The organism is bacterium, assembly GCA_016699125.1.
In the GTDB taxonomy this organism is placed as follows: domain Bacteria; phylum Babelota; class Babeliae; order Babelales; family Vermiphilaceae; genus AWTP1-30.
On the sequence record CP064961.1, the window covers coordinates 332,051 to 357,237 of the forward strand.

Here is a 25,187-nt window from a genome sequence, read left to right on the forward strand (position 1 = left end):
GTTTACTTTTTTGTTAAATAATAAATGATATAATTTACCGTTTTTTCCCTGAGGCAGAGCTGTTTTAAACTTTGTAAAGAGATCGGCATCTGCTGGCCATCCACTTCCGTAGTAGGCAACTCAAAACAGAAAAAGTTTCGCAGACGAGCACGTTTTGTAAGATTTAAATATGATTTAAGGTCTTGCAAGGTGACATCCATCTTTTCATCGTGAGCAATCTGATCAACAATGATAGAATCTTTTATCTGTTTATGTGCCAACTCTTCTATTCTCTGTTCAAAATCTGCCTGTCGTTTGTAAACATTATAATCATGATTTTTTTTTACGCTAGCCAAAACCTTTTTTTTCTGTTCTTCAACAAGCCAAGCAGGAGCTGTAACCTGGTGTCTATGTGTGAGTACGGCAAGTGCTTCATCAACAATGGATCGTCTTTGTGAAATGTCGTTTCGAAAAGAAAAAACTTCAACAAGTTTTTTGTGTAGATCTTTCTGTGTTTTTATCTTAAAAAAATGTTTAAAGTTATTGAAACATACCTGTGCATAAGAATCAATATCCAAAATAGTAATAGAAAATAGATAGTTTGAAAGATGCTTTTGGCTAAAAAATGTTTGTAATTCAGCCGTTTGAGTGGTGAAGGTATCACCAATTTTTTTGTACAAAAACAGGTCTCTTAGTTCTGTGTTTATTTCTGCATCATCCATCCTTAGCCAGAAATATGCTTCAAGGGGAACGATGTTAAAATATGATATATCAGTTACCACCGTTACTTTGAAAAAAACCCAATCTAAATAATCAACTGTGAGCTCTGGCGATGTCTTTGTGTGCTCAGTTTCATGTTCTATAAAATTTTCAGCTTGCCGATCAAGATCTTTATAGTTTTTTCTTTTTGGCATTTTAAAAGGGAACAGCTTCCATTCTTTGAGCTGCATTGTTTCAACATAAAACGCTTCAAATAAGCACTTTGCATCCTGACTTGGCTCGATATCAAATGCGACCACTACAGGCCAGATACTCAGACAGATCTTATGTTTGTGTAACTGATCATACATAAAATCGAAAATACAAAATTTTAACAAAAAGTCTTTTAAATGACTACTTAGTAGTCCCTGATAATGGGTTTTAATAAACGTGATCGGCACATCCATCCGATTTATACCATTTAGATGCATTAATTTTCTTTGATCTACAGCAGCCAGCTCATACATATGATCAACAAAAACGCTTGGAATAGTAATGGTGATCTGTATACGATTGCCTTGACCCAACAGGTACTCAAATCCAAAAACATCTTTGTAAGAATCAAAACTTAATGGATCTTTATACACAAAATTTTGTTTCACCGAATGAGTGACAACCTCAGCGCCATTCATAACACTCTCCTTTAAAGTGTTGGTGCAAGAGAGGGGAGTCGAACCCCTACTTCCTTTCGGAAGCTGGATCCTAAGTCCAGTGCGTCTGCCAATTCCGCCACTCTTGCAAATTCTGTGGTGGGTTGCGTTGGAATCGAACCAACAACCTACAGATTAAGAGTCTGTTGCTCTACCTATTGAGCTAGCAACCCTTTTTTTAATTACCACAAGTTTAGCAAAGATTTTTAAAAAAAAAAGCCTTTTGTTTTTTTAAACGGTTGTAATATCTTTCTCTTTTTTTGTTGCATGTTCTTCGGCTAATTTGCAATATTTGTCAGTAACAGTTTGCAAAACGTCGGTTAATCTGTTGAAAAAATTCTCAGATATTTTTTTATTTTGTTTTGCGTCCTTTAAAAGGTTGTTAAAATCTTTTCTTACGTTACGAATGCTGACCTTGCATTCTTCAAGTTTTTTGTTTAACACCTTTAATAACTCATCTCTTCGCGCAGTGGTCATTTGTGGTAGTTGTAAGCGAATTAACGCTCCATCATTGATGGGGGTTAAACCAAGCTCGGAATTTGTAATAGCATTTTCTATCGCGCCGATGACTGAAGTGTCCCATGGTTGAATCGTAATTAAACGTGACTCAGGAGCAGCTACGGCAGCTAGGCTTTTCAGTGGCATGCTTTGTCCGCCATAACAATGTATCAAAAGATCTTCGACTAACGATGTATGCGCACGTCCGGTGCGAACTTTTGTAAGCTCTTTTTCAAAGTGTTTAATTGCTTGTACCGCTTCCTGCTCCATGGGAGTCTGAAAACTTTTTATATTATTCTCTTCAAGTATAATTTCCTTCATAACATCCTCTTTATGCTTGAAAATAGATTAAAGGCCGAGTTCAAAACGTGCAAAGCGTTTAATAACAACATTCTCACCAGTTTTTGCAATTACTTGGTTTACCGCATCCTGTACCGTTTGTTGATCATTTTTTACAAACTGCTGTTTTAATAGGCATATCTCACTGTACAGTTTGCTTATTTTACCTTCAACAATCTGGTCGATCATTGCTGTGGGTTTGCCGGAATTGACAAGCTGTTCTTTGAGTATATTTTTTTCTCTTTCTAGAAATGCCCCATCAACTTCTTCAGGATTAACATATAAAGGTTTTATCGCTGCAATATGCATGCAAAGATCTTTCGCCAACATACGTACGGCGTCAGTTTTTGCCACAAAATCTGTTTCGCAATTAATTTCTATCATAACACCAAGGCGATCACCAGGATGGATGTACGCATACACTACGCCTTCACTTGTCTGTTTGCTTGCACGTTTTGCTGCAACTAATGCACCTTTTTTGCGAAGAATTTCGATTGCTTTTTCTATATTGCCTTCAGTCTCTTCAAGTGCTTTACGACAATCCATCATACCCAAGCCTGTACGATCTCGTAATTCCTGAATAAGCTCTTTACCTATCTTTACCATTCCATTGTCTCCTTGGAGAAACTATTTAAATTAATTATGCAACACTGTATTAGTGTGCCATAATCAATCTTTTTTACAATCAGTTTTTAGAAAGAAAGAGGAGACAGTTGGCACCAACTGTCTCCTCTTTCTTTCTAGATTTTTAAAGGATAGTCTGATTTAAGATGTGCGAAGTCGTGCGTTTTCAATATCAACCAGTTTGTTCAGTGCTGCAACGATAGGTCTTTTTTGTACGGCTTTGATTGTGGTATCATTCTGAAAGCCCACCAGGTATGTTCTCAAAATGGTGATTCCAGTTTTCAAATCAGTCAAATCGGTAATTTCTCCATGCTTTTTATAGAGGCGATCTGTCAGATCTGTTGCAATGTACATCATTCGTTTATCAGACTGCTTTCCGATCTTTTGCTTTAAAAAAGCTTCATCGATTTCATCAGTAGATCTTTCTGGATTAACGGCATCTATCTCAACAATAAGTGCATGTATTTTTTGACCAGAAAGTAACTTGTCACGTACGCCAGTTGTTTTTAAAACACTTTGAGGATTTGTGCCCAGTGACTTCAGTTGTGCCACAACAAGACTGTAGTCATATTTGCCAGTGCGTAGCTGTTCTAACAATTTGTCAGTATGTTGAATAATATCTGTTAAGGGAAACATAGCACTTTTGATATCCTTGACATGTTGGCCTCCTGCATCTTCTTTTGCGTCAAGTGCTGCTTGTAGCTCAACATCAAGTGCTGCGCGCTTATCAGTTGCGGCCTGTTTTTGCTCAAGTAAATAATCTTTTAGTCGTTGTATTTCTGTTTTTGTTAATTGTGCTGAATTTGCCAGCACCTCCAGGCCTAGAGTAACTATTAAAAGTAATGCATTAATTTTAAATTTTGTCATTACAAACCCTTCTTTTTTATATTTTATATATATTACATTCCTCTTATTGTTCTTATATTTTCAAGTTTCTTTCTTGCTTGCACTGCAGCCCGAGTGACGATATTTGAAACCTGAAATTCGAACGACAGTAGATACTCTTCCAGAATAGATACTGCAGTTTCAATCTCTTCTTGCGTGCATCGCTTGTCATAACTTCGATAGAGCTGTTCAACTAGTAAAATCACGTGCCATGCTTTATCTTCAACCTGTGGCCAGCGAGCAGAAAAAGGATCGATCATATTTTTGTGTACGTCGTCATACTCAAACTGCCATTCAATGGTTAAAATCTCTTTTATCAAAAACCAGCTTTTTTCGAGTTTTCCTTTTAAAAAACTGATTCTCAGAGGTACGGCATCTACAACTGATTGTATGTCCTCATCCAGTGTTTCTAACTGCTTAATAAGCTTTTTAACCTGTTGTCCATCATAGTGCGCGTTTTCTTTGATAAATGCTGTAGGTAAGCTATTTTTTAATTTTTTTAAAAGGGTCATACATTCTTCATATGCATGTTTTTTTGCATGATTTGCTTTTATCTCATATTCAGTGACTCGCTGTTCCAGATAGTTTTGTAACTTCTGGTACTCGGTTGTTGTAAAACCTTTTGACACCTGTCTATTTCTGCTGTACGGATAGGGTTTACTAACCGTATCAAATGATTGACTATGAATCGTTGCAAGGTGTATGAAGCTCGCCGCAGTTGCATACGACAGTATTAAAAAAAAACAAACACCACTTTTTTCCATCTATTATCTGCCCCATTAGGCCCTTGGGATTTCTCATTAATGATTTTATCATTTTTTAGTTTATTTATTCAATAATATTGTTTAAATACATATTTTAAACCTGTTTTTATTATGAATACGAATTTAAAATACTACTCTGAGCTCTGTCTCCATTTACTAGAAACATTGAGATTTAGTTTACCCAGAACTGTTTTTTGAGGGTCTATTACCCTAGGTACATGTACTAGTTTTATAGATTTTTAGCCTCACGATATTTTTTTACTGATTTTGCCAAAAGGCCAGCAAAGTAACCAATAAAAAAGCCGCTGACCATGAAATCTATCTTTTTGTGAACATCGCTAATATGTAATGGCTCGTCTGCATGTAACATTCCCAATGCATATTTAACCCCAAAAAAGAGAGCAACCATGCTTGCACCGTGGTATGCCTGATGAACGGTAGCGGCTTTGAATGCCGACCAGAATATAAAGGGAGTTGCGTAATAAAAGAGATATCCGATCGCTGCACCCACACCCGAGCCGGCTCCCAGATAACAGAGCTCTTCCGCTGACGCATTTTGTATGTTCAAAATGCTTGTGTGGATAATGTTTTTTGCGGTTTTAAACAAGATGGGGATAAGATTAAGTGGATTTGCCTCCGTCTGACCTGTGGTTAAGAGTGCGCCGGCCAGAAACATGCTTATGCACAAAGTCGATCGATTGACGTTGAATAGGGTTTTTGTCATCTGTTTTCCTTGCTGTAAAGTACCTATCACCTACTGTTTAGTAGAACAGAAAAAATAAAAAGCGCAACTTTTTTCAATAAATGTTTATGTTTATATAAAAATTGAAATTATTCAATCAATTAAGCAAGCTGAAAAGCGGCACATGAAGGCATACTGACGCTCATTTTATCGCATGCCAGAGCTGCAATAACTGTTGAAAATCAAGCTGTTGGGCCCTTTTTTGTAAAACCTCTTCTGATAACTGGCTGATTTTCAAAGATGACTCCGCCAGATTATTTTTTAATGTCCTGCGTGGTTGCTTAAAAACTAACTTTATAAAATTCCAAAAATTCTCAGCATCCTCAATTGCGGGGCGCTCTTTTTTTGGTCGAAACGCGATCAGTCGGGATACTACATTCGGCATGGGAAAAAATGAGGCTGGCAGCACCTTGTCAAGGAGTGTAAAATCGAAATAGTATTGATAAAAAAGCGATACGAAACCGTAATCTTTGCCGTTTCCGGCTTTTTTTGCCAGTTTTTGCGCTACCTCTTCCTGAATCATGATAATGCCACGGTCTAAATAATCAGACTGCAGCCGAAAGATTTCCAGAATAGGAAAGGTGATGTTGTATGGCAGATTGGCAACCACTTTCCATAAGCCGTCGTGGACAAAAAAATCATTTTGAATGGTCAGGATATCCTGTATTTTCAGCTCAAACCGGTCATCTTGAATGCTATTTTTGACCTGTGTCGCCCATTGCTGGTCGATTTCAAATGAGCAAAGTTTTTTGATGGGCTCGTCCAACAGTGCCCGAGTCAAAAACCCATCACCACAGCCGATTTCCAACACCGAGTCAGCCTCTGTTAACTGTGCATGTTGGATGATTTTGGCAAGCACGTCATAATCACGTAAAAAATGTTGTCCAAATTTTTTTTTTAAAAGAACACCAGCGCTTTGAGCCATTTTCTCTCTTTTTTAAAAACAGGTCTATGTTTTGGTAAATTTATTAGATAGATTTGCATTGTAACATAAAACTGGTTTAAACACCATATATTTTAAAAAAGTGTAAGGACTTTTTCAGAGTTTAAAAAAATCTTTGTTTGCTTGCGAACCCATTAACGATTAAAAGGCGCATTCCAAAATGATCGAGCTTGAGATTTTTAGGCAAGCGTGTATACTGAAAGCAATCTTTCTCAAATATTTCTAAAGTTTAGGGTCAGTGTTATGAAAAAATGTATGTATGCTTTTGGGTTCAGTTTTCTTTTTACTGGTTGGTGCACGGCGCAGGATCAAAAATCATGGTGGCAGGAACTTAATAAAATAGACCCATCAGTCGCTAGTATTTTTGACGAAGAGAAATTGGACTATGCGGAACAAGGGTGTGAAGAAATAAAATTGAAGTATAAAAATGATCCAGCTGATATTCGTCTTAAAAAATATTTTAAAGAATATTTCGACTTTGATTTACAAAACAGCCAGGAAGACGGGCTTCAGTTTGCTGTTAAAATTATGAATCAGCTTATAAAAGAAGACTATATAGATTGTTTCTATAAGGTGAGAATTTCCCCAGAGAAATGTTCCAGTTTTTATCCATTATTCACTCCTGGTCTGAAATTTTTTAAGGATTCTGTATTAAAAGCAATTCAATAGTCAACACTTTTTATACAATCATTTTAATTTAAAAAAGGGCTTGCGCCATTGCAGGTCCCTTTTTTAATAACAAACACTATTGAGTTAATCGCTCAAGATCTTGAATCATACCTGCGCAGATAAGTCGGTCGTTCAGTTTGATCTGATATTGGGGCGTGACTGTGACGACCAGATCTTTTGTATCTTTAATTCCCACGCAGTGAACATCATAATTTTCAAGAAACCCGATCTCTTTGACTGTTTTTCCAACAAATGATTTGGGAGTTGCAAGCTGTACGACCGCAAACTGCTTGCTAATTCTGACAATGTCTAAAAATGATGCACTGATTCCGTCGGCAACGCGAATGGCAGTATCCTTTTCAGGCAGTACCACACGATCTGCGCCAACCAGTTTTAAAATATCCCGGTGAATTTCTGTAACTGCTCGGGCAATGACTCGCGGAACTTTGAGTCCCTTTTTTAAAAAAACCGCAATGGTGATCGACTGTGCAAGGTTTTCGCCAATGGCAACCACCGCGACATCCATCTCATCAACGCCAAGACTGCGCAAAGAAGCTTCGTCAGTAATATGCATACAGATTGCCTGTGTGACATGATCTTTAATCGATGCAATAATCGATTCATTGCTATCAACTGCCATCACTTCAACACCATTTTCTGCCAATGTGGTGGCTACCTGGTAGCCAAATCGTCCTAATCCAATGACACAACATTTCATAGTTTTTCCTTACTCATCCAAAAGTGACACGCTCTTCTGGATATGAAAAATCGGTTACTTTTCTTGTTTTTGAAGATAAAATTGCGAGCAATAATGTGACAGATCCTATGCGGCCAATGATCATGGTAATCATGATGATAAGTTTTCCAAGCGTTGAAAGCTGTTGCGTCAAACCGCTGCTGATTCCAACGTTTGTAATTGCCATGGTGGTTTCAAAAAGAACATCATGAATCTGCAGATTTGGTTGCACAAGCAACAGGCAGAAACTACTCAAAAAGATCCATGCAATAGTCAAAAAAATGATAGCGCATGCTTTTTGTGCCTGTTCAAACGGAATGGTTCGCCCTTTAATTTCAACCGCAAATCTACTGTTGAGTACTGATCGTATCATTGCCAAAAATACCGCAACTGTGGTTATTTTTACACCACTCCCTGTCGATAGCGGCGCTGCACCGACAAATGCCAAAAGCATTGCCAATAATGAGGTGCCCGGATGCAGGTTGGCCGTCTGATCAAATATCATTCCTGTGCTTCGCATCGAATTTCCATTAAAAAAAGCGATGCCTATTTTTTTCAAAAAGGGAAGACGGGCAAGTGTTCGCGTCCATTCAAGGCATAAAAAAAGCAGCGTGCTTACCGATACAATTAATAGAGTTGCATGAAATACGATTTTGCTTTGCAACGAAAGATGAATCTTTTTTCGTTCGTGTAACAGGTCGGTTTTCTGGTACAGTTCATACCATGCCATAAATCCGATATCGGAGATTAAGATCAAGATCGCCATGACAGTTAAGGCAAAGCCGTTACCCAAAAATATCTGAATATCCGTATCTGGCGCCAACCAGACGCCCGCATTACAAAAAATGCTGACTGCATGGAAAAATGAGAAAAAGACTGCTTGGGCAAAACTGTGATGCGTGTAAAATGTAGGGAATAACAGTACCGTGGCGATAAGTTCGATTGATATGGTAAATAAGGTGATAAAAATAAGAAGCTTTTTTATCTGTGGCCACGAATCGATCTCGAGTAGCTGTCCTGCCATCAGCTGGGTTGCAAGGCCTAGCTCTGCAATCAGGTACATAAATAATAGCGTGAGCGTGATAATGCCGAGGCCGCCGATCTGCATGATACAGAGCAGAATGCATTGGCCAAAAAATGAAAAGCTGTCCAAAGAAACAGTCAGAAGCCCGGTCACGCAGGTGAATGAGGTGGTCGTAAAAAAAAGATCGATCAAAGCGATCGGTTTTGTGGTTGCAGAAGGCAATGATAATAGCAGTACTCCGACCACAATCATTGAAAGAAGTGATAAAATAACAACCCTGCCTGGAGAAAAATCAACCAGTTTTTTACTGCTCATTTTTATATCTCAAAAAAAGTAAGATCTGCATACGTATAAAAAATGTATATAAGAGGTAGCCTACCAAAAATAAAGGATAAGAAAAAGGGCCTGATCAGTTATTCCAATCGTAGACCATTATAACTTCTATTTTAAAAGGTCATTCACATAACTACTGACTTTGTCGATTCCAATACGTTCCTGTGCCAGTGTATCACGATTACGCACGGTAACGCACTGATCATTTGGACTTTCAAAATCGAAAGTAAAACAGGCAGGAACACCAATCTCATCATAGCGACGATACCGTTTTCCGATCGAGCCCGAATCATCAAAAATTGTTTCAATCTCAAGGTTTAATGTATTTTGAAATGCTTTTAATGCAGGTTCTGTCAGCTGCTTGGTGAGCGGCAAGAAGGCTGCTTTGATCGGTGCGATCTGTGGATGCAGTTTTAAAACCGTTCGTTCTTCACCGTCGACCATATCAACCTGATACGCATCAAACAGAATGGTCAAAAAGAGTCGATCAACACCGACTGAACATTCGACCACATGCGGAACAAAACTTGTATTTGTTGCCTCATCATGCACGGAAAGATCTTTTGATGAATGTTTGGAATGTTGTGTCAAATCAAAGTTTCCCCGATGCGCAATACCTTCAAGTTCTTTCCACCCAAAAGGAAACTCATATTCGATATCGCTTGTCTGTTTTGAATAATGGGACAACTCATCTTTTTCATGTGCTCTAAAACGTATTTTGTCCATATTCATACCAATGGCCTGATAAAACGCTTTCCGTTTTTGGCACCAGATATCAAAAAAATGCATCGACTCATCCGGGTGACAAAACCATTCGATCTCCATCTGTTCAAACTCGCGCATACGAAACAGAAACTGTTTTGGGGTGATCTCATTTCTGAACGCTTTTCCAACCTGTGCGATGCCAAACGGAATTTTGACACGATTGGTGCTGTACACATTTTTAAAGTTAGGAAAAATTGCTTGTGCGGTTTCTGGGCGCAGGTATGCAACGGAGCTTGATCCTTGGGCCGCACCAAGTTCTGTTTTGAACATAAGATTAAACTGTCGTACCTCGGTCCAACCCTTGTTGCCGCAGTGTGCACACGGTTTGTTCAGATCAATGTCATCTGCACGGTATCTTTTTTTACAATGCAAACAGTCAACCATCGGATCATGAAAGTTACTTACATGTCCCGATGCGGTCCAGACTCCCTCGTGACCTAATAATGCACCTTCCATAAAAAGTGTCTGATGGCCTTGCAGCTTTACCGATTTTTTCCATGCTTTCCTGATGTTCTCTTTCATCAAAGCACCCAAGTGTCCCATATCGTACACTCCATTTAATCCACCATAAATTTCAGCTGATGGATACACAAAGCCGCGTCGTTTACACAAAGATACGATTGCCTCAAGGGTGGTTGCCATAGAAAATCCTTTTAATTTTTAAAGATGATTATGATTTAGTATATCCTTGCGTGAAAGTAAACGCAAAATCATTCATTTTTGCTTATGTTTTTGTTTTTGTGAAAAAGGTATGGGAAGTTTTTTGAGCTCATTTCATTTCTATTCAATATAACGTTTTTTTGCGGATGGTTGTGTGCTCGACCATCCGCAAAAAAACATAATGTTAAAAAACAAAAAACAGTGATCATGAAACGAAATATGCGCAATCAAAAAAAAAGAAAAAAGAAAAAAACAAACAATCATCTCTTATTGTACATCTGGTAACAAAATGGTACGATTGAGCAGATTTATCCATACAAACAGAAGGAACTGAATGACAGGCAATACTTCATCGATACAAAGGAATGGTATAATTTTTCTTTTTGTTTACAGCATCGTTTTGTCCGGTTTTTTATATTATAAACTGTACTATTTAGAAACGACCATCCATTCAGTGCATATAAAAACTGAAAATCTCAAACAGGACCTTGTAAAACAGGAACAAAGTGAGCCAGAACGTAAACTTGCAGGTGTGGTGCAACAGATGGTAGTCACCTCATCTCAATTGTGGAAGCCTGTACAGGATATGGTCAAGGATACTGTGGTGCAGATATTTTCTCAAATTGCAGCAATCGATATTTTGCAACCTTACAAAACACCCTCGCAAGGAGCAGCATACGGCAGCGGTTTTTTTATTAACGCAGATGGCGACCTGATCACCAATGCTCACGTGGTCACACAGGCAAAAGCGGTATGGATTCAGATTCCTTCGTTGGGTAAACGGATCATTGACGTTGATATTGTGGGCATCAGTCCTGAGCGTGACCTTGCACTGTTACGATTAACAGAAGAAAGCAAAAAAATGATTAATGAAGCCTTGGGTGCGATCCCCTTTTTGCCACTCGGTGACTCTGATAAGGTTTTTCGTTCTGACGATGTTTTGGCGCTTGGATATCCGCTAGGCCAACAGTCATTGAAAAGTACCACAGGTGTTATTAGTGGGCATGAAAGGCATTATATTCAGATGAGTGCACCAATCAATCCGGGTTCGTCTGGCGGTCCATTGTTAAACAGCAAGGGTGAGGTGATCGGCATTAATTCAGCAGGCATCATGGAGGCGCAAAATGTTGGGTATGCCATTCCGATCAATGATTTAAAACTGGTTTTATCAGAACTGTATACTACCCCGTTGTTAAGAAAGCCATTTTTGGGAGTCTTTTTTAACAACGGTTCGGTTGAATTAACTGAATACCTTGGCAATCCTTTGCCTGGCGGTTGTTATGTGGTTGGTGTTTTGCCTGGCAGTACACTCGACAAAGCAGGAGTCCAACGAGGTGATATGATTTATGAGATCAATGGTCATCCGATCGATCTTTTTGGTGAAATGAAAGTGCCATGGAGTGAAGATAAACTTTCAATTATCGATTTTGTTGGTCGCCTGCCAGTTGGCCAGGAGTTAAAACTTGTGTTATACCGAAAAGGCAAACGAATGGAGCTTGCAGTACAGTTTAATATGGCAGTTCAACCAGCAGTGCGAAAAATCTATCCCGGATATGATGAGATTGATTATGAGATTTTCGGTGGCATGGTAGTCATGCCCCTCACTTTGAACCATGTTCATACATTGATTGAAGCAGCACCAGGGCTGGCAGATTTCGCTGATTTCAAGCAACAGGCGAATGCTGCGTTGGTTGTAACGCATGTTTTTCCAAATTCGGTTGTCTATCGAACACGTACCATTACCGTTGGAAGTACATTGGTTGAAGTAAATGGCATTGCCGTTTCAACCTTGGCAGAGCTGCGTGCGGCTTTGAAAAAGGGCATGACCAATAAATTTTTGACCATTACGTCAAAAGACAATGGTACACGCATGGCAGATCCTATTTTTGTGGTGCTTGAGTATCAAAAAATGCTTTCGCAAGAGAAAAAATTTGCATCCGATTATCGGTATCCGTTAAGCACAACGATGAAAGAGCTGCTTGCAACCTTTGAAAAGCGGCAAGCCTTTGCAGGAGCGTTTGCACAAAGTTCAAAACTGGTAAAAACCTAATATGGCAACAATTATGAAAAAGAGGCACTTGCGCAGGTGCCTCTTTTTTTATAGGTAAATAGGCTTTTTTAAAAACAGAATGTCATTTTTTCTTCTAATCAGTTGCATTTTAATTGCTCTTTTTTGGAAACTAATAAAAACTTTTCAAAAAGAGCTGAGTATGAATGCACATTTTTTATTTTTGTTTTTGATCCTTTTTCCATACAACCAGCATGCCGCCACTGTGCAGATTAAAAATTTCAATCAAGATCTGTATACAGTTGTCCTCTTGCCCACCTTCATCACAGCAACTGGCCAACTATATGTGTTTGTCGAGCATCAAAATAATAGAGACTCTTTTTTGAGTAGTTCAGTTACAAAGGCCCAGTTTGATGCATTGCAGCTTAAACAACCAAAAAGTGCAGACTTAACCAAAGTAAACAATCTGTTGCCGCACCATTTTCTGAATGCAGTTTTTGACAAAACAATAGATGCACATGAAAAAATAAACAATATATCCAGTCGCTATGCAGTGGTATATAAAAATGAAGCAGAAAAACTGTGTGCTATCATGATTTTATATGAAAAAGTAAGAACGAATTTTGTAATTAATGAACATGAGCAGATCTATATTGGTCGTCCTATTGACAATATAAACGTGATAAATGAATCAGTTGGGTTTTTTAAAATTGAAAAGCAGCAAGATATAAAGAAGAAAGAACGAGGAGAGTTTTCATTTGTTCTGTTTTTAAAGCCAGAAAAAACTAACAGATTTAATGCTGTTTTAAGTGTTGATCAGATTTTACATGATGTTCATAATAAATATGTTTTTACATTTCCTTTGATTCATGAGTATGCAGTTTTATTTAGGACAGAGCTTGTAGTGTGCTGGGCAAATTTTTTAACCAACAAGCAAAAAAATAATGCTTATTGGTTCGATGATCGAAAACATGCTCTGTTTATGTTAACAGATGAGAGAGTAAGCGCATTTTATGGAAATTTTTCTCGAACAATTTTTAATGATGTCTTCTTGCAAAAGACTTTCAATGGTTTACATACCACATCAAAAAGAAATTTATCTCAACAATATCTTGATGAAATGAGGCTTTTTTTATATCTTTTTTCCCAATCAAATCTTGTTTTGAGTTCACCGTTTTACAAAATTTTTCATTTAACAAAAATATTTATACAAAAACTAGAAACAAAAGAAGACTTACTTGCTGAACTTTCAAAAATAGAAAAAAGAGTAACCGGTTTTACCGGTCTGCAAGCTAAGCGTTCACGACTAAATGTTCAGTCAGGAGTCGTACCTACCTCCGAGTTGAATAAAAATCAGTTTTTGCAGGCTGATAAACAGAAACGAGAAACACGAAAAAATATGCTTAGTCAAGCAAGTTCAGGTGAAGCTGATGATTTTGATGAAGATAAAAATACAGAGTTAGGTGCATTAAATGAAATAGATGGATTCGAGCTACAGGAAGCTGAACCGTTACCTGCACAAGTAGTTCAAACAGATGAGCAAAAAAAGGTTCATCAAACTATTAATCAAAATGCACTTGGCAAACCGGTAAATCAACAAACAATTCCAGCAATTAAAAATAAACAAGAACAGAAAAAACAGTTAACACCTATTCAAAAACAACGAGTACTTGGGCAAAAACTTACCAGGCTTGCACAACGATCAAAAGAAAGTGAATTAGCAAAATACCTAAAACTTCTTTTTGAGTACGAAAAAATTGCGCCAGTAAAGTTGCGATTACTGCTTTTTAAAAAAAATGTGACACGTAAACACAAAAAAAAGTCTCTCCAGCTCCATAAAAAACCCACGCCGGTTGCAGACAATAATAATGAAGGTATTGTCAAATCTGATACGTTGGAAAGTCAGATTGCCCAACTCGAGCCCGATAATACCTCGGGCGATCAGCTCGTACCAGTCCCACTGATAAATGAACGTGTTTTTAAGCAGGAACAAACGCTTGCAAAACAGAATGACAAGGTATTTCTTGTTTTTCCTGCTGTATCCGTGTTGCCATTTTTGCAAAAACTACAGCCTGGGTTTAGGTTTCAATTAAATGATAAGATTGAAATGGATCAACCCGCTGTTGCATTCCCAATTGCACTACAGCTTTTGCCTGACAATGCAGATGTTGTTCTTTTGTCTATGCCACGTGCACCGATTAGTGCTTTTTTTGAACCAGAACAGCGACCAAACAGTTTTTTTGCAAAGCTTCCAACGTTCAAGGAAAAAAGCAGCTTGCAAGAAACACTATTTTGCATTGTCAGTTTTGCTAAAAAATACTCTGAATTAGAAGCCGTAAACTATATGCACAATCTTGATACAGGCATCATGTATGTTTCAATCAGGATGCGCAATGCTATATTAGAACTGATCTTTCCAATTCCAGAAGATACGACAGCAGCTGATCAGCCTGTCAAGCTGCTTACCAATACACCTGAACCTTTGTCAGAATCGGTCGTTGAACAATCAGCTGAGGGTAATTTGCCGAAAGATGTGGCTGAATCTCCAGTTGTATATGCGAATCAAGGCGATGGAAATCAAACTGATGGAAATAAACTGGAACTAGCTGGTCAGCCTGAAACTGGAGGAACTTCAAATGATAGTAAGCTTAAAAATAAAACATTAGAAAACAAAAAAGAAGAAGACCTACCGTGGTGGTTACGCTGGCTTCCAGATCTTGTACAAAATTGGTTAAAAGATTTTTTAAAGAAGAAGGAATAAACAATGAACTATTGTAAACATATTTTTATGATGCAGCTATTACTTTCTGGATGGTTGTTGGATGCAAAGCAGCTTTTTGTCTTGCCGTATGCGTATCAGTTTGGCCAAGCATATTTTCTTTTCCGTACCAATAAAGCAAAAGTATACTTTTTTGGTGGACTTCCCTACGATAAAAAATCAAAAAAAACAGACTTTAATCATAAACTTGCAAAACTGTTTTCAAAACAGACAAAAGCATTATGGGGCAAATCTGATCTGCATAATGAGCATATGTTACATGCACATCCGAGCGAAGAGCATTTTCGTCACAGTGTTGCCACGACCAAGGTATGGCTTCAGCTAGCAGAAGAACGTGCAAAAACGGTTGAAAAAGATCAGTTAAAACTTCTGTGTATTGAAGTTCCATTCATTAAACAGCAGGTACTTTCAAAGGCGCCTGCGTATTATGCTGCTGACCAAGATGAAGAGCTTGAAGATGAATACGTCTGGATCAAGGCAGTCGATATCTGTGTTAAAAAGAACCAGGAGTGGGATTTTAAACCGGCAAAATCAGTATTTTCAAAAACCAGTGTCTATGACAGTTCCGTTGAGACACTTTTAAAACGGTTGACTCATTATTCTGGCGATATTGTTTCGCAGATTATCCATCCATCAAAAGAGGTGTTGGACAGATTTAGTACGGCAACACAGGGTAAGTCAACCTTTTACCGACTTCGACGTCAGGCAAAAACAGTTGGTCAGGCATTGCGTTCACGCAGAAGGTCATTGTTTTCAAAAAAAGGTTAATAGCCCCAAACTGGCAAATCTGTTACACTAAACTGTATGGAAAAGAAAAAAGTTCGTGCTGATCTACTTGTTCAACAAAAATACCCGCACCTGACGCGCTGCCAGATTCAGCAGCAGATTGCGGCAGCGACAGTGTTTATTAACAATCAGGTGGTAAAAAAACCTGGTCATCTCTATGACACTGAAAGTGAGGTTCTGCTCACGGTTGAACATCCAAAATACGTCAGCAGGGCAGGGTTCAAGCTGGAGGCGGCGCTCAACGCTTGGTCGATCGATGTTTCTGGGCTCGTCTGTCTGGACGCCGGCATTTCGACCGGTGGTTTTACTGACTGTCTGTTGCAAAAAGGGGCATGCAAAGTGTACGGGATTGATGTGGGTCATGGCCAAACGCATGAAAAGATTGCACAAGATGCGCGCGTATATCTTTTTGAAAAAATAAATCTCAGGTATGGTGTTGTGTTGCCTGAACCTGTTGACCTGATCACGCTTGATCTTTCATTTATTTCTGTCTTAAAAGTGATACCTGCAGTCCTGCCATTGCTCAAACCGGCAAGTCTGCTCATTGTTTTAATAAAACCACAATTTGAACTTGATGTTGATTGCCTTGATCGTGCAGGAGTTGTCAGGAGTGAAAATGATCGGCAAAAGGCGGTACAAAAAGTTATAGCTGGATGTGCAGAGCATGGATTTATTCTCAAACAGTTAATTCCATCTCCGATGCTTGGTGGTGATGGCAATCAGGAATTTTTAGGATTATTCAGTATCGGTAAGACCACCAGCCCATAGTTGGTTTTCGTTTGGCAAGTCCAAAGGTGAAAAGCAGTTTGTTGAATGCTTGTACGGTTGGATATACGGTTATATTCCAGAGTGTTTTTTTAAAAAACAGGTAATTAAAGAGAGTACTTTCTTCCGGTTCTTCCGGAATGGTTATAACTGTGCCGCCAGGAATTGATACCCATTTGTTGGTGGTAGACTTTGATTGCTCGGTTGGTTTTTCTGATGTCGTTTCTGGTTGCTCGTTTGATGGTTGGTTAAATGCTTTGGCCGTATCTTTTTGTTCATCGACAATAGAGTAGCTATCGATTATGATACAGATGGTTGCAACTACTACCCAAAAAATAGATCTTTTTACCATTTTCTTACCGAATGTGTAATCAGTTTTTTTGAAGAATAGCAGTATTCTTTTAAAGAATGCAACTATTGAATCTGAAAAGCTGGTAAAAACAGCTCAAAGCATTATCAGAAGCCAAATTTTGATACAATGTCACGCCAGGAGGGTAGCCAGGCAAATAATCGCCAAAAAAACGTTTTAATTTTATCAAGCCTGGTAGCTTGTGGTTGAGTTGCTGTTCCACCGTTACCAGTGTTGGATGTTGATTGTCCAGTTGGCGCTGGTATGCCAGAACTGCATTGGGTTGCCGGTTGAGTATTTTGAGATTGCTTGAATGGAGTTGTCGGTGGGCTTTGGTAGTTTTGCTGTTGTTGAACAGGTAATTGTTGAGCTGGTTGAGCTGGGGTAAACGGTATTTGATTTGCGGGCTTCGCTTGAATTTGTAGGTTAGATTCAGGATCAAGTTCATTAAAATACTGCTCGAATTCAGAAAAATTATTACTAAGCCGAGCCTTTTTTTTCAGTTCTTGTATGGCTAATTGATATTGATTTTTTTGTTCTATGAGTGTATCTGGACCCTGGATTCTGTTTTGAATTTTTTTGATTAATGTATTTGTCGTAGATCTGTAAATGTTTGCAAATTGATTAAGATATTTTTTCTTGTTTTCTTTTGTTACTATTTCATTTGAAAATGTATTATATATCGCTTGAAGACATTCTGTTTGTAAAAAATTAAACTGTTTGATTTGGTTATCTATTTGGGTGTTGTTTTGGGAATCGATGAGATCTTGATACGCTTTTTCTAAGTTCTTTTTCGTATTTTTAAGTTCTGTTTCTATTTTATTTTGCTTTTCATTGTTGACTGCTTCTATTTCATTTATTTTTTTTTCATTTCATTCAATAATTGAAGATAAAAAGCATCCGTTTTGTCGTTTAAATTTGTATGTGTTTGGGTCTTGCCCAGCACCGATAAAGAAGGTAAGCTGGAAACATGTACAAATACAGTAAAATATCAAGATACAAGATTAAAAAAATTTTAAAGCTTTTTTCCCAAGATTTGCCTGCAACAAAAACTGCCAAAATTCTTGGCCTCAATCGCAAAACTGTAGATCGATACTATGGAATATTTCGGCAACAGATTTTGAACTATTCAAAAAAAGAAAATGAACAGTTGGCAGGTGAGATTGAAGTTGATGAGAGCTATTTTGGTCCACAACGAGTACGAGGCAAGCGTGGACGTGGAGCAAAAGGCAAGATCCCCGTTTTTGGAATCTTAAAACGGGAAGGCAAAGTGCACGTTTCTATTGTAAATGACTGCTCCAGGGACGCACTGATGCCTATTATCAAAGGTCAAATATTGGAAGGTTCAACTATTTATACTGATGGTTGGCGTGCTTATGATGGCCTCATTTTGAATGGCTATGAGCATTACAGAATCTTTCACAGTCATAATGAGTTTGCTCGTGGCAAAAATCATGTTAATGGAATAGAATCTTTCTGGTCTTTCACCAAACGAAGACTTGCTAAATTTAATGGAATTCCTGACGCAAAGTTCATTTTACATCTCAAAGAATCAGAGTTCAGATTCAACTTTCGTAATGATTCTCTTTTTGATATACTTTTAGATGTTGTTTTTTCTAAATTATAATTTTTGCTGGGCAAGACCCTGTGTTTTAAATGTAGCAACAGTTTCTTTTGTATCATTAAAAATTTTTTGCGATTTGCTTAATCTTTCCTTTGTATTGTTAATTGCTAAAGCATTTATAAAAAATGTGTTCATGTCATTTAAATAAGCGGTAACTAGTGCCGATGGAAAGGTGGTTATGATTTCAGAAGCTAAGGTTTTTTTTCTGTTTTGTATCGGGATATTCTGACTTTGATTTGTAAAATCTTGCAGAGGAGGAAGTTTGAATGTGTTCCAGAAAAAAATGGGATTAATTTTCTGTTCATTTATCTTTTCTTTAATAGTCGTTTGGGTCGTGTTGAACCATTTAATAATATTAGAAAGATGATTTGAAAAAGGAATTAATAATGACGAATCATTTTCAAAGTATGCTTGGTTCTTATTCCACTGTGTTTTTAAAAGTTGTTGATACTGTTGTATTGTATTGATTTGCCGAAATTCAGTTGAATATGTTTGATTCTGCTCCAGTTCTTGGTCAGTAAATGGACGATTGGGCAGGTTATTTAGCTGTCTCAACGCTTGTTTAGTGTTATCGGTTGCTCCCTCAAGTTCGGTAAATTGTTCATCAATAACAGTTTTAAAGTCTGTAACTTCAGGGTTTGCAATGTCTTGCTTTAAAAGGATATCTTCCATGCAATGATCCTGATGACAGTACTGTAAAAAAAGGGTTAAAATGAAGATCTTATTTTTCAAACTCATGAAATACCTTTTTAAAACCGTTTCCTATTTTTATGTCAATACTATTACCAGGGCCACAGTGCTCTTAACCAATCCCACAATGATGAAAAAATGCTGCTCCAAGAATGTGATGTTGATGATTTAGAAGACCCACCTCCTGCGGATTGTGAAGGTTGATTAGCGGGTGGGAGGTTATTCGCCAATGCTTTTGATTTTATTTCGCGCCAATCAACGAAAGCTGTGTGCTCTGAGAAATCGATCCTAGAGGTGTTGTTATTAGCTAGACGACTTTTTTCAATGTCAAATGAGAGTTCTTTTAACGCTTTCCATGCTTCTATTAGGATGAAAATACTTCCACTATTTTGTGAATTTACAGTTTCACTCTCGGCTTGGTTGCATATATTGTCCAACGCTTCTTTTGTACTTTCTTTAATTTGTTTATAGATTTTTTTTAGTTCATTTATTTCCTCATTAGTGAAATCGGTATCTCCAAAATAAACTTTAGTCGGCATCGTACCCTTTTCTAAATATGCTTGCTCTTCGGCATCATATTCAATTTTCATCGCATTCATTGTTACATTCATCATAAAAAGTGCACCAAGCACAACAAGTTGTAACTGTTTATATCGATTTAGGTTCATATGTTCACCTATTTTATTTTGTATTTTAATTTTATAATACAGATATTTATAGAAAAAATGCAATAACCTGCGATTTATTTAAATGCCAAGAAAACCACGGTCTTTTAAGGCCGTGGTTTTCTTGGCAACATAAAGGCGCGTGTTAAGAGCGCAGCGAAGAGCGCCGATGTTGAAGGAGTAGTAAAAAAGGATTAAGCTGAGAAGTAGGAAGAAATATTGGAGTGGTGCACATACGAAACACAGAAATATGTATCATATAGTTTGGATACCAAAGTACAGAAAAAAGGTATTGGAAGGAAGTGTCAAAATTGAATTAGAGAGACTATTGAGAGAAATAGTTGTGATAAATGGGTGGGCAATACAAGAATTAAATATACAGATTGACCATGTACATTTAGTAATTCAATTACCACCGAGTGTGAGTGTGAGTAAAGTAGTACAGCTACTGAAAGGTACGACAAGTCGGATGCTACGTCAGCAGTTGCCTGAAATAAAAAAATATCTTTGGGGAAATGATTTTTGGTCTGATGGATCCTTCTGTGAAACTGTTGGACAATGTATTGAAGAAGCCATACGAAAGTATGTCTGTGAACAGTAATCATTTTCTATCATATCTCTATCAGCTTGCGTCTTGAGCTTCCTGTATTCCCCGGCTTTCAAGCCGGGGCGGCGTTCAATTGAAATAGAACTTTGGGTAAATTTTTGAGTCGATTTTAATGAACTTAATTATCTAAAAATAGTGGGTGTTTTCTTTGTATTTTGAATGATTGGCGGTTTTTAAAAAAGGATGGCTACAGTTTTCAATGGTAGTCATCCTTTACGTATTTTCATCTTATTCTGTGCTGCCCCACCAGTTCCAATTCCAAACAGCGATCCAGCTCCAAGCCCATGAGCCCCAAGAATTAAGTGTATTCATATAGGCTCTGGATGCATTCAATGATTGTTTTTCTGCCTTTGCTTGCCTAGCTGCCGCTTGCTTCTCTAAATCTGTCATTTTTTTCTGTTTCCAAGAATCTATCAGATTTAAAGCGGCGGATGCTTCGTTTTGTGAAAACGTGTCATTGTTATTTATTGCTAATTTAGCTATAGTTACCACTTCCTGCAAATTTTGCTTGTTCTTTGCACTACCAATTTGCTCTAAAGAAGTAGTCAGTAGATTGTTCAAATCCTTATTTGTGATGGTTTTATTTTCTTTAAATGCCGCTGTTTCTGTTTTTAAGTTAAATATATTATTTGTTTTTGTTGAACTGGTTAGACTAACTGGATCACCATTTCTTTCAAAAAAGTCTCTTCTTGCACCTATAGATGTATTATTTTGGTCGTTATTAGTATTTTGCCCCTCACTTGTTGTTGTTTGATTAACTTTTCCTTTTTTAGCAGCTACTTTTGCTTGTACAGATTCCTCTGCAAGTGCTTCGTCAAATTTAGTTTTAATTCCATTGATTTCTGCCATCAAATCTGTATACGTCTTTTGTTTATTGTTAGCATGTAACTCTTTAAATGGAATTTTTTCCATTTTTTTGTTAAAAATCTGACTTTTGGCCAACATCATGTTATTTCTTTGTGCCCTATTCTGCTCTTCCGTCGGGTCCTCAACTTTATCTTGTTCCCCAGGTTTTTTTGGTTTTTCTGCTGGCGTTGCTATTCCTATCAAAATCTCCTTGGCATGCTCAAAATTATTTTTTGTACTGCTTAAAATAGCTGCTATTGTCGGATTGTTTATGTACGTTTGTGTCGATGGATTTTGTAATATTGGATTCACTATGTTTTGATAGGTGGACATTAGGTTGGCGAAATTGTTAAAATCCGTTTTGACTGTGTTACTAAATTTGTTCTTTGAATCATTAATGTTTGCAGAAATGTTTGTCAAGGTGTTTTGATACTCATTGCGTCTGTTTTCTGCAAAGTTTAACAATGGGGTTAGTTTAGTGTCTTTTTGGACATTATCTTTTTCAGTAAAAGGTACTTTGACTGGCCACTTCTCTGCTGCTGCTGCTGCTTCTTCTTCTTCTTCTTTTTCTTCTTCTTCTTTTTCTTCTTTTTCTTTTTCTTCTTCATGCTTTTTTTGTATTTCCTTTATTGCTAGTTCAAATTGCTGTTGAATGGACGGAAAATACGCTGGCAAAGACCCGAATTCTGTTGTAGTGAGTATTTTTATATTTATTAATGGTAGCGGCTTATGGAGCTGATCAGAAGCAACCAGAGTAGCTATTTTTCCATCGAATATCTTTGTTCGTGCCTCTTTTATTTCTGTATCGGTGCTTTTTGGGTTTAAAATGGTTATTGCGTAAGTAAAATCATTGATGGCGTTTTGCAGGATTTTTTCAATGGTAGGATTGGTGATATAAAGTGCTAATTTGTCATTCTGAAGGAATTTGTTAATCATTTTAATATATTCTTCCATTACAAGCTTATGAAATCCTCTTACCAATGTTTTTTGATCCTTTATTTTGTTCAATTTTTCAAGAACTTCTTCTGTCAGATTATTCTGCTTTTGCAAAGTTTGATAATCCATTTCGACAGATTGATTTATTTGTGTATGGGCAGACGTATACTCCTGCAATGCCTTTCTTACGTTGGCTATTAATTTAAGATTTTTCTCCGAAATTTTTTTTGGTATTTTTTTATTAACTCCGTGCTGTTCTTTCGGTGCCCTATTGACTGTGTTTATCTGTGTCCTAGTGACTGTGTTCGGTGTTAAATTGCGCGTTGGTTGATTTTTAATATCAGTTTGGTTGGTTGGAAAGTTTGTAGTTGATATATTTGTAATTTTCTTTTTCTGATCTGCAATAAAATTGTTAAATGTGGTTTTGTTTTGTTTTGTTACGTCATTTTCAAGGTTAATATCTTTGATGCTTTTATTAAATATTATATTTTTGGTGTCATTCATGGACGATTTATTATTCTGATTTATGTAGTTTACTATAGTTAATGCGTTTCTAAAATTTTCTTCCGCTGCTTTTCGGACCGCTGCCACAGTAACATTGTTTTGAGGTACATTTTTTGTAGTTATTGCTGATTCAATCTCATTCATTGCAGTGTTGTATTCTCTGACGAATATATTTACATTATTCAGTGCTGTTTTTCTGTTTTTTATTTTTTCGAAATCAACGTTTGCAGTTTCATCTTTGATATCTTTGTTCTGGCTCATTTCATTGTACTTTTGTTCATATGCAAGCCCTGCTTTTTCCCAAGCAAGCGCTGTTGCGTTTTGAGCTGGTTTTAGCATCTGTTCTTGGTTTTTTTGAGTTGCTTCGCTGGCAAATTCGTCGGTTTTTAGTTTTTCTACAGCCGCCTGTGCATTTGTCATTAATAGCAAGCTACTCTCAAAATTCAAAAATTCCTTGTCGGTAATAACTGTAGTTTCATTGTTAATATCATTGATTCTGAACTTGTAGGTGTTAGGCCGTGCTTGGTCAAAATAAATGTCATAATCAGCTTGATGAGGTACTAATTTTTTGTTGGTAATGTTTTGAGCGACGGCAACAAAAAATAGATTGAGCTGCTCAAGGCATGGGGTTACTGCAAAATATATTATATTCAAAGCGTTGTCTTTTTGATTATTTTTTTGCAACCGTTGAAGTTGTTCTTTTAAATTTTTAAAATACTGCTCAATTCTTTCTACATATTCAATCGCAGTCTTTATTTCTTGAGTTTTGCCAAACAAGTTGTATCTATTTTTTCCCAAAGCGTTATTGCATTGTATTATTCCTAATTCAATCTGTGTAGTTAAGCTAGCAACATGTTCAGCTATATTTTCTATTGTACCGATTTCCATTTTTCTTAATGTATCATATTCTTTTATTTTTTCTGCAAATAAAGTAGCAATATTCTGTTTTGTGCTCGTCAACTGTTCTGTTAAACCATCGGTTGTAAAATCAGCTTTTCTGATATTTTTTTCAAAGGTTTCTATTGCATCCATGATTTGAGCAAGTGTATCAAATAAAGGGGTGCTTGCTGGTGACGTTTGCAGGTTTTTGATTAATTCATTGTATGAATTTATTTTTTCAATAAAACGATTCCCAATCATGTTTTTTGCTTTTTTTAACTGAGCCTGATCTGAACCGTCTTCGTCTTTGGCAACTTCATCACTTGTTGCAAGCTCTGCTTTCAAAGTTTTTATTTGTTCAAGTATAGTTTCAAACTGCTCAAATGCGGTTGATAGATTGTCAGATGCTCCGGATTTGAGTTTTGTGTTTAGCTTTATTTGAATGTCTTGATTCAAGTTAGCGAGTTGATGATTAAGTTGCTCTGAGTTTTCAAGGTTTGGTTCGGTTGGGACTTTTGCAGTCTCAAAAGGAGGAAGGTTTACTGCTGGATCATTTTCTGCTGCTGATTTGTTTATGGTAGTTTTGTTTTTTACTTTTAGTTTTTCTCCTAATTGTTTTTTTAATTTTGTATACTTAGCAGTTTCAAGGTAGCTTTTAAATTTATCTATTGTTTCTTGTTTCGTAAGTAATGAATTTTCTATAGCATCTCTAAGGACTTGTGTGGTTTGTAGCCTAATTGTTTGCTTATTATTCTCTTCCAAATATGCCCACGTTGTTCCATAAAAAGCTACTGCGGCCTTTTCAAATGTGCTAAATTTATTAAAAAACCATGAAGATAGAAAATTTTTATTATAATATTTATATATTATACCCTCCCATTCTTTCATTGCTTCTATAATCTTCTGTTGCTTTTGAAAGGCTAACGTTTCGCTAATAGATTGATTTGCAGGTTCACCTTTTTCTGAAAACGCTTTCTGCGAATCAGACGGATGCTTTGCGTTTAAAATAGCATGGTAATGTTTCCATTCTTCTACTTGAGATTGTATTAGCTTATCAGTTGAGTTTTGATATTCGTTTATATAATTTTGTAAAGCTTCTTCCAATTTTTTAGGCAAATTAACGTTATAGCCTCGAAGGGTTGGATTTGTTTCCAATTGATGACATACGTTCATATTGCCTTGGTATTCCTTATCTGCTCTCAGTATCTTAAAATTAGCAGTGCGTTCTTCTTCATTGTATTCTTCGGCTGAAAAATACTCAGTTTCGTTGTTTTCAGCTTCCATGCCCCATGTTTGTCCAACACAGCAAAGTATTATTGCCAAAATAAATATACTATCTTTTTTAAAAAGCATCGTACTTCCTTTTTCATTCATTGTAC

The 25,187-nt window shown here is 37.0% G+C and carries 22 protein-coding genes and 2 tRNA genes; 7 read left to right on the plus strand and 17 right to left on the minus strand.

What is annotated here, in order from left to right:
• Window positions 1-2 precede the first annotated feature (2 nt).
• The 9 genes from IPG37_01555 to rsmA all read right to left on the minus strand — a co-directional run bounded on the left by IPG37_01555 (window position 3) and on the right by rsmA (window position 6,165).
• Window positions 3-1,370: a hypothetical protein gene (locus tag IPG37_01555; GenBank protein QQR54091.1), complete on the minus strand. Its 1,368-nt coding sequence runs from the start codon at window positions 1,368-1,370 to the stop codon at window positions 3-5.
• Window positions 1,371-1,390: 20 nt separating this feature from the next.
• A tRNA-Leu gene (locus tag IPG37_01560) sits at window positions 1,391-1,477 on the minus strand.
• Window positions 1,478-1,485: 8 nt separating this feature from the next.
• A tRNA-Lys gene (locus tag IPG37_01565) sits at window positions 1,486-1,561 on the minus strand.
• A gap of 58 nt (window positions 1,562-1,619) precedes the next feature.
• Window positions 1,620-2,207 (minus strand): ribosome recycling factor, encoded by a 588-nt coding sequence (gene frr, locus IPG37_01570; protein ID QQR54092.1) that lies wholly within the window; start codon window positions 2,205-2,207, stop codon window positions 1,620-1,622.
• A gap of 27 nt (window positions 2,208-2,234) precedes the next feature.
• A complete protein-coding gene (gene tsf, locus IPG37_01575) occupies window positions 2,235-2,831 on the minus strand; it encodes a translation elongation factor Ts (protein ID QQR54093.1) in 597 nt (198 codons plus the stop codon).
• Window positions 2,832-2,990: 159 nt separating this feature from the next.
• Window positions 2,991-3,716, minus strand: a complete 726-nt coding sequence (locus tag IPG37_01580; GenBank protein ID QQR54094.1) for a hypothetical protein — start codon at window positions 3,714-3,716, stop codon at window positions 2,991-2,993.
• A gap of 32 nt (window positions 3,717-3,748) precedes the next feature.
• Entirely contained in the window at window positions 3,749-4,498 is a 750-nt protein-coding gene (locus IPG37_01585; protein ID QQR54095.1) for a hypothetical protein, read from the minus strand.
• A gap of 229 nt (window positions 4,499-4,727) precedes the next feature.
• The gene (locus IPG37_01590; GenBank protein QQR54096.1) at window positions 4,728-5,222 is read right to left on the minus strand and encodes a hypothetical protein; all 495 of its coding nucleotides are present in this window, start codon (window positions 5,220-5,222) and stop codon (window positions 4,728-4,730) included.
• 160 nt (window positions 5,223-5,382) lie between these two features.
• The gene (rsmA, locus tag IPG37_01595; GenBank protein ID QQR54097.1) at window positions 5,383-6,165 is read right to left on the minus strand and encodes a ribosomal RNA small subunit methyltransferase A; all 783 of its coding nucleotides are present in this window, start codon (window positions 6,163-6,165) and stop codon (window positions 5,383-5,385) included.
• A gap of 261 nt (window positions 6,166-6,426) precedes the next feature.
• On the opposite strand from rsmA, the gene IPG37_01600 reads away from it, so the two are divergent.
• Window positions 6,427-6,852 (plus strand): hypothetical protein, encoded by a 426-nt coding sequence (locus IPG37_01600; protein QQR54098.1) that lies wholly within the window; start codon window positions 6,427-6,429, stop codon window positions 6,850-6,852.
• Between the two features lie 76 nt (window positions 6,853-6,928).
• Here IPG37_01600 and IPG37_01605 read toward each other — a convergent pair whose 3' ends face one another.
• From IPG37_01605 to IPG37_01615, 3 genes are all read right to left on the minus strand, one after another.
• Window positions 6,929-7,570 (minus strand): TrkA family potassium uptake protein, encoded by a 642-nt coding sequence (locus IPG37_01605; GenBank protein ID QQR54099.1) that lies wholly within the window; start codon window positions 7,568-7,570, stop codon window positions 6,929-6,931.
• 13 nt (window positions 7,571-7,583) lie between these two features.
• Complete coding sequence (locus tag IPG37_01610; protein ID QQR54100.1) at window positions 7,584-8,927, minus strand: hypothetical protein; 1,344 nt, start codon at window positions 8,925-8,927, stop codon at window positions 7,584-7,586.
• 126 nt (window positions 8,928-9,053) lie between these two features.
• Window positions 9,054-10,352 carry a glycine--tRNA ligase gene (locus IPG37_01615; GenBank protein ID QQR54101.1) on the minus strand — a complete coding sequence of 433 codons (1,299 nt, stop codon included), beginning with the start codon at window positions 10,350-10,352 and terminating at the stop codon, window positions 9,054-9,056.
• A gap of 352 nt (window positions 10,353-10,704) precedes the next feature.
• On the opposite strand from IPG37_01615, the gene IPG37_01620 reads away from it, so the two are divergent.
• From IPG37_01620 to IPG37_01635, 4 genes are all read left to right on the plus strand, one after another.
• Window positions 10,705-12,420, plus strand: a complete 1,716-nt coding sequence (locus tag IPG37_01620) for a trypsin-like peptidase domain-containing protein (GenBank protein ID QQR54102.1) — start codon at window positions 10,705-10,707, stop codon at window positions 12,418-12,420.
• A gap of 160 nt (window positions 12,421-12,580) precedes the next feature.
• Window positions 12,581-15,139 carry a hypothetical protein gene (locus IPG37_01625; GenBank protein ID QQR54103.1) on the plus strand — a complete coding sequence of 853 codons (2,559 nt, stop codon included), beginning with the start codon at window positions 12,581-12,583 and terminating at the stop codon, window positions 15,137-15,139.
• A 3-nt stretch (window positions 15,140-15,142) separates the two neighbouring features.
• Window positions 15,143-15,925 (plus strand): hypothetical protein, encoded by a 783-nt coding sequence (locus IPG37_01630; GenBank protein QQR54104.1) that lies wholly within the window; start codon window positions 15,143-15,145, stop codon window positions 15,923-15,925.
• Between the two features lie 36 nt (window positions 15,926-15,961).
• Window positions 15,962-16,711 carry a TlyA family RNA methyltransferase gene (locus IPG37_01635; protein QQR54105.1) on the plus strand — a complete coding sequence of 250 codons (750 nt, stop codon included), beginning with the start codon at window positions 15,962-15,964 and terminating at the stop codon, window positions 16,709-16,711.
• Here IPG37_01635 and IPG37_01640 read toward each other — a convergent pair.
• A complete protein-coding gene (locus IPG37_01640) occupies window positions 16,683-17,060 on the minus strand; it encodes a hypothetical protein (protein ID QQR54106.1) in 378 nt (125 codons plus the stop codon). The genes IPG37_01635 and IPG37_01640 overlap by 29 nt on opposite strands.
• 49 nt (window positions 17,061-17,109) lie before the next feature.
• Window positions 17,110-17,505, minus strand: coding sequence for a hypothetical protein (locus IPG37_01645; GenBank protein QQR54107.1), 396 nt, complete (start codon window positions 17,503-17,505; stop codon window positions 17,110-17,112).
• A gap of 522 nt (window positions 17,506-18,027) precedes the next feature.
• On the opposite strand from IPG37_01645, the gene IPG37_01650 reads away from it, so the two are divergent.
• Window positions 18,028-18,684 carry an IS1595 family transposase gene (locus IPG37_01650; protein ID QQR54108.1) on the plus strand — a complete coding sequence of 219 codons (657 nt, stop codon included), beginning with the start codon at window positions 18,028-18,030 and terminating at the stop codon, window positions 18,682-18,684.
• On the opposite strand, the gene IPG37_01655 is transcribed toward IPG37_01650, so the two are convergent.
• Entirely contained in the window at window positions 18,679-19,419 is a 741-nt protein-coding gene (locus tag IPG37_01655) for a hypothetical protein (GenBank protein ID QQR54109.1), read from the minus strand. The genes IPG37_01650 and IPG37_01655 overlap by 6 nt on opposite strands.
• A 44-nt stretch (window positions 19,420-19,463) precedes the next feature.
• Window positions 19,464-20,039 carry a hypothetical protein gene (locus IPG37_01660; GenBank protein ID QQR54110.1) on the minus strand — a complete coding sequence of 192 codons (576 nt, stop codon included), beginning with the start codon at window positions 20,037-20,039 and terminating at the stop codon, window positions 19,464-19,466.
• 247 nt (window positions 20,040-20,286) lie between these two features.
• Here IPG37_01660 and tnpA point away from each other — a divergent pair, with 247 nt between their 5' ends.
• Window positions 20,287-20,637: an IS200/IS605 family transposase gene (gene tnpA / locus IPG37_01665; GenBank protein QQR54111.1), complete on the plus strand. Its 351-nt coding sequence runs from the start codon at window positions 20,287-20,289 to the stop codon at window positions 20,635-20,637.
• Window positions 20,638-20,871: 234 nt separating this feature from the next.
• On the opposite strand, the gene IPG37_01670 is transcribed toward tnpA, so the two are convergent.
• Window positions 20,872-25,182, minus strand: coding sequence for a hypothetical protein (locus tag IPG37_01670; protein ID QQR54112.1), 4,311 nt, complete (start codon window positions 25,180-25,182; stop codon window positions 20,872-20,874).
• Between the last annotated feature and the right edge of the window lie 5 nt (window positions 25,183-25,187).

What these genes read in the sequence shown, in the direction of transcription:
- IPG37_01620 (QQR54102.1), top strand. Translation starts at nt 10,705, where the DNA reads ATGACAGGCAATACTTCATCGATACAAAGGAATGGTATAATTTTTCTT.
- tsf (QQR54093.1), bottom strand. Translation starts at nt 2,831, where the DNA reads ATGGTAAAGATAGGTAAAGAGCTTATTCAGGAATTACGAGATCGTACA.
- IPG37_01645 (QQR54107.1), bottom strand. Translation starts at nt 17,505, where the DNA reads ATGAACTTGATCCTGAATCTAACCTACAAATTCAAGCGAAGCCCGCAA.
- IPG37_01555 (QQR54091.1), bottom strand. Translation starts at nt 1,370, where the DNA reads ATGAATGGCGCTGAGGTTGTCACTCATTCGGTGAAACAAAATTTTGTG.
- IPG37_01615 (QQR54101.1), bottom strand. Translation starts at nt 10,352, where the DNA reads ATGGCAACCACCCTTGAGGCAATCGTATCTTTGTGTAAACGACGCGGC.
- IPG37_01630 (QQR54104.1), top strand. Translation starts at nt 15,143, where the DNA reads ATGAACTATTGTAAACATATTTTTATGATGCAGCTATTACTTTCTGGA.
- IPG37_01670 (QQR54112.1), bottom strand. Translation starts at nt 25,182, where the DNA reads ATGAATGAAAAAGGAAGTACGATGCTTTTTAAAAAAGATAGTATATTT.
- IPG37_01585 (QQR54095.1), bottom strand. Translation starts at nt 4,498, where the DNA reads ATGGAAAAAAGTGGTGTTTGTTTTTTTTTAATACTGTCGTATGCAACT.
- IPG37_01600 (QQR54098.1), top strand. Translation starts at nt 6,427, where the DNA reads ATGAAAAAATGTATGTATGCTTTTGGGTTCAGTTTTCTTTTTACTGGT.
- IPG37_01610 (QQR54100.1), bottom strand. Translation starts at nt 8,927, where the DNA reads ATGAGCAGTAAAAAACTGGTTGATTTTTCTCCAGGCAGGGTTGTTATT.
- frr (QQR54092.1), bottom strand. Translation starts at nt 2,207, where the DNA reads ATGAAGGAAATTATACTTGAAGAGAATAATATAAAAAGTTTTCAGACT.
- IPG37_01655 (QQR54109.1), bottom strand. Translation starts at nt 19,419, where the DNA reads ATGAGTTTGAAAAATAAGATCTTCATTTTAACCCTTTTTTTACAGTAC.
- IPG37_01650 (QQR54108.1), top strand. Translation starts at nt 18,028, where the DNA reads ATGTACAAATACAGTAAAATATCAAGATACAAGATTAAAAAAATTTTA.
- IPG37_01625 (QQR54103.1), top strand. Translation starts at nt 12,581, where the DNA reads ATGAATGCACATTTTTTATTTTTGTTTTTGATCCTTTTTCCATACAAC.
- IPG37_01605 (QQR54099.1), bottom strand. Translation starts at nt 7,570, where the DNA reads ATGAAATGTTGTGTCATTGGATTAGGACGATTTGGCTACCAGGTAGCC.
- rsmA (QQR54097.1), bottom strand. Translation starts at nt 6,165, where the DNA reads ATGGCTCAAAGCGCTGGTGTTCTTTTAAAAAAAAAATTTGGACAACAT.
- IPG37_01590 (QQR54096.1), bottom strand. Translation starts at nt 5,222, where the DNA reads ATGACAAAAACCCTATTCAACGTCAATCGATCGACTTTGTGCATAAGC.
- IPG37_01635 (QQR54105.1), top strand. Translation starts at nt 15,962, where the DNA reads ATGGAAAAGAAAAAAGTTCGTGCTGATCTACTTGTTCAACAAAAATAC.
- IPG37_01640 (QQR54106.1), bottom strand. Translation starts at nt 17,060, where the DNA reads ATGGTAAAAAGATCTATTTTTTGGGTAGTAGTTGCAACCATCTGTATC.
- IPG37_01660 (QQR54110.1), bottom strand. Translation starts at nt 20,039, where the DNA reads ATGAACCTAAATCGATATAAACAGTTACAACTTGTTGTGCTTGGTGCA.
- tnpA (QQR54111.1), top strand. Translation starts at nt 20,287, where the DNA reads ATGTATCATATAGTTTGGATACCAAAGTACAGAAAAAAGGTATTGGAA.
- IPG37_01580 (QQR54094.1), bottom strand. Translation starts at nt 3,716, where the DNA reads ATGACAAAATTTAAAATTAATGCATTACTTTTAATAGTTACTCTAGGC.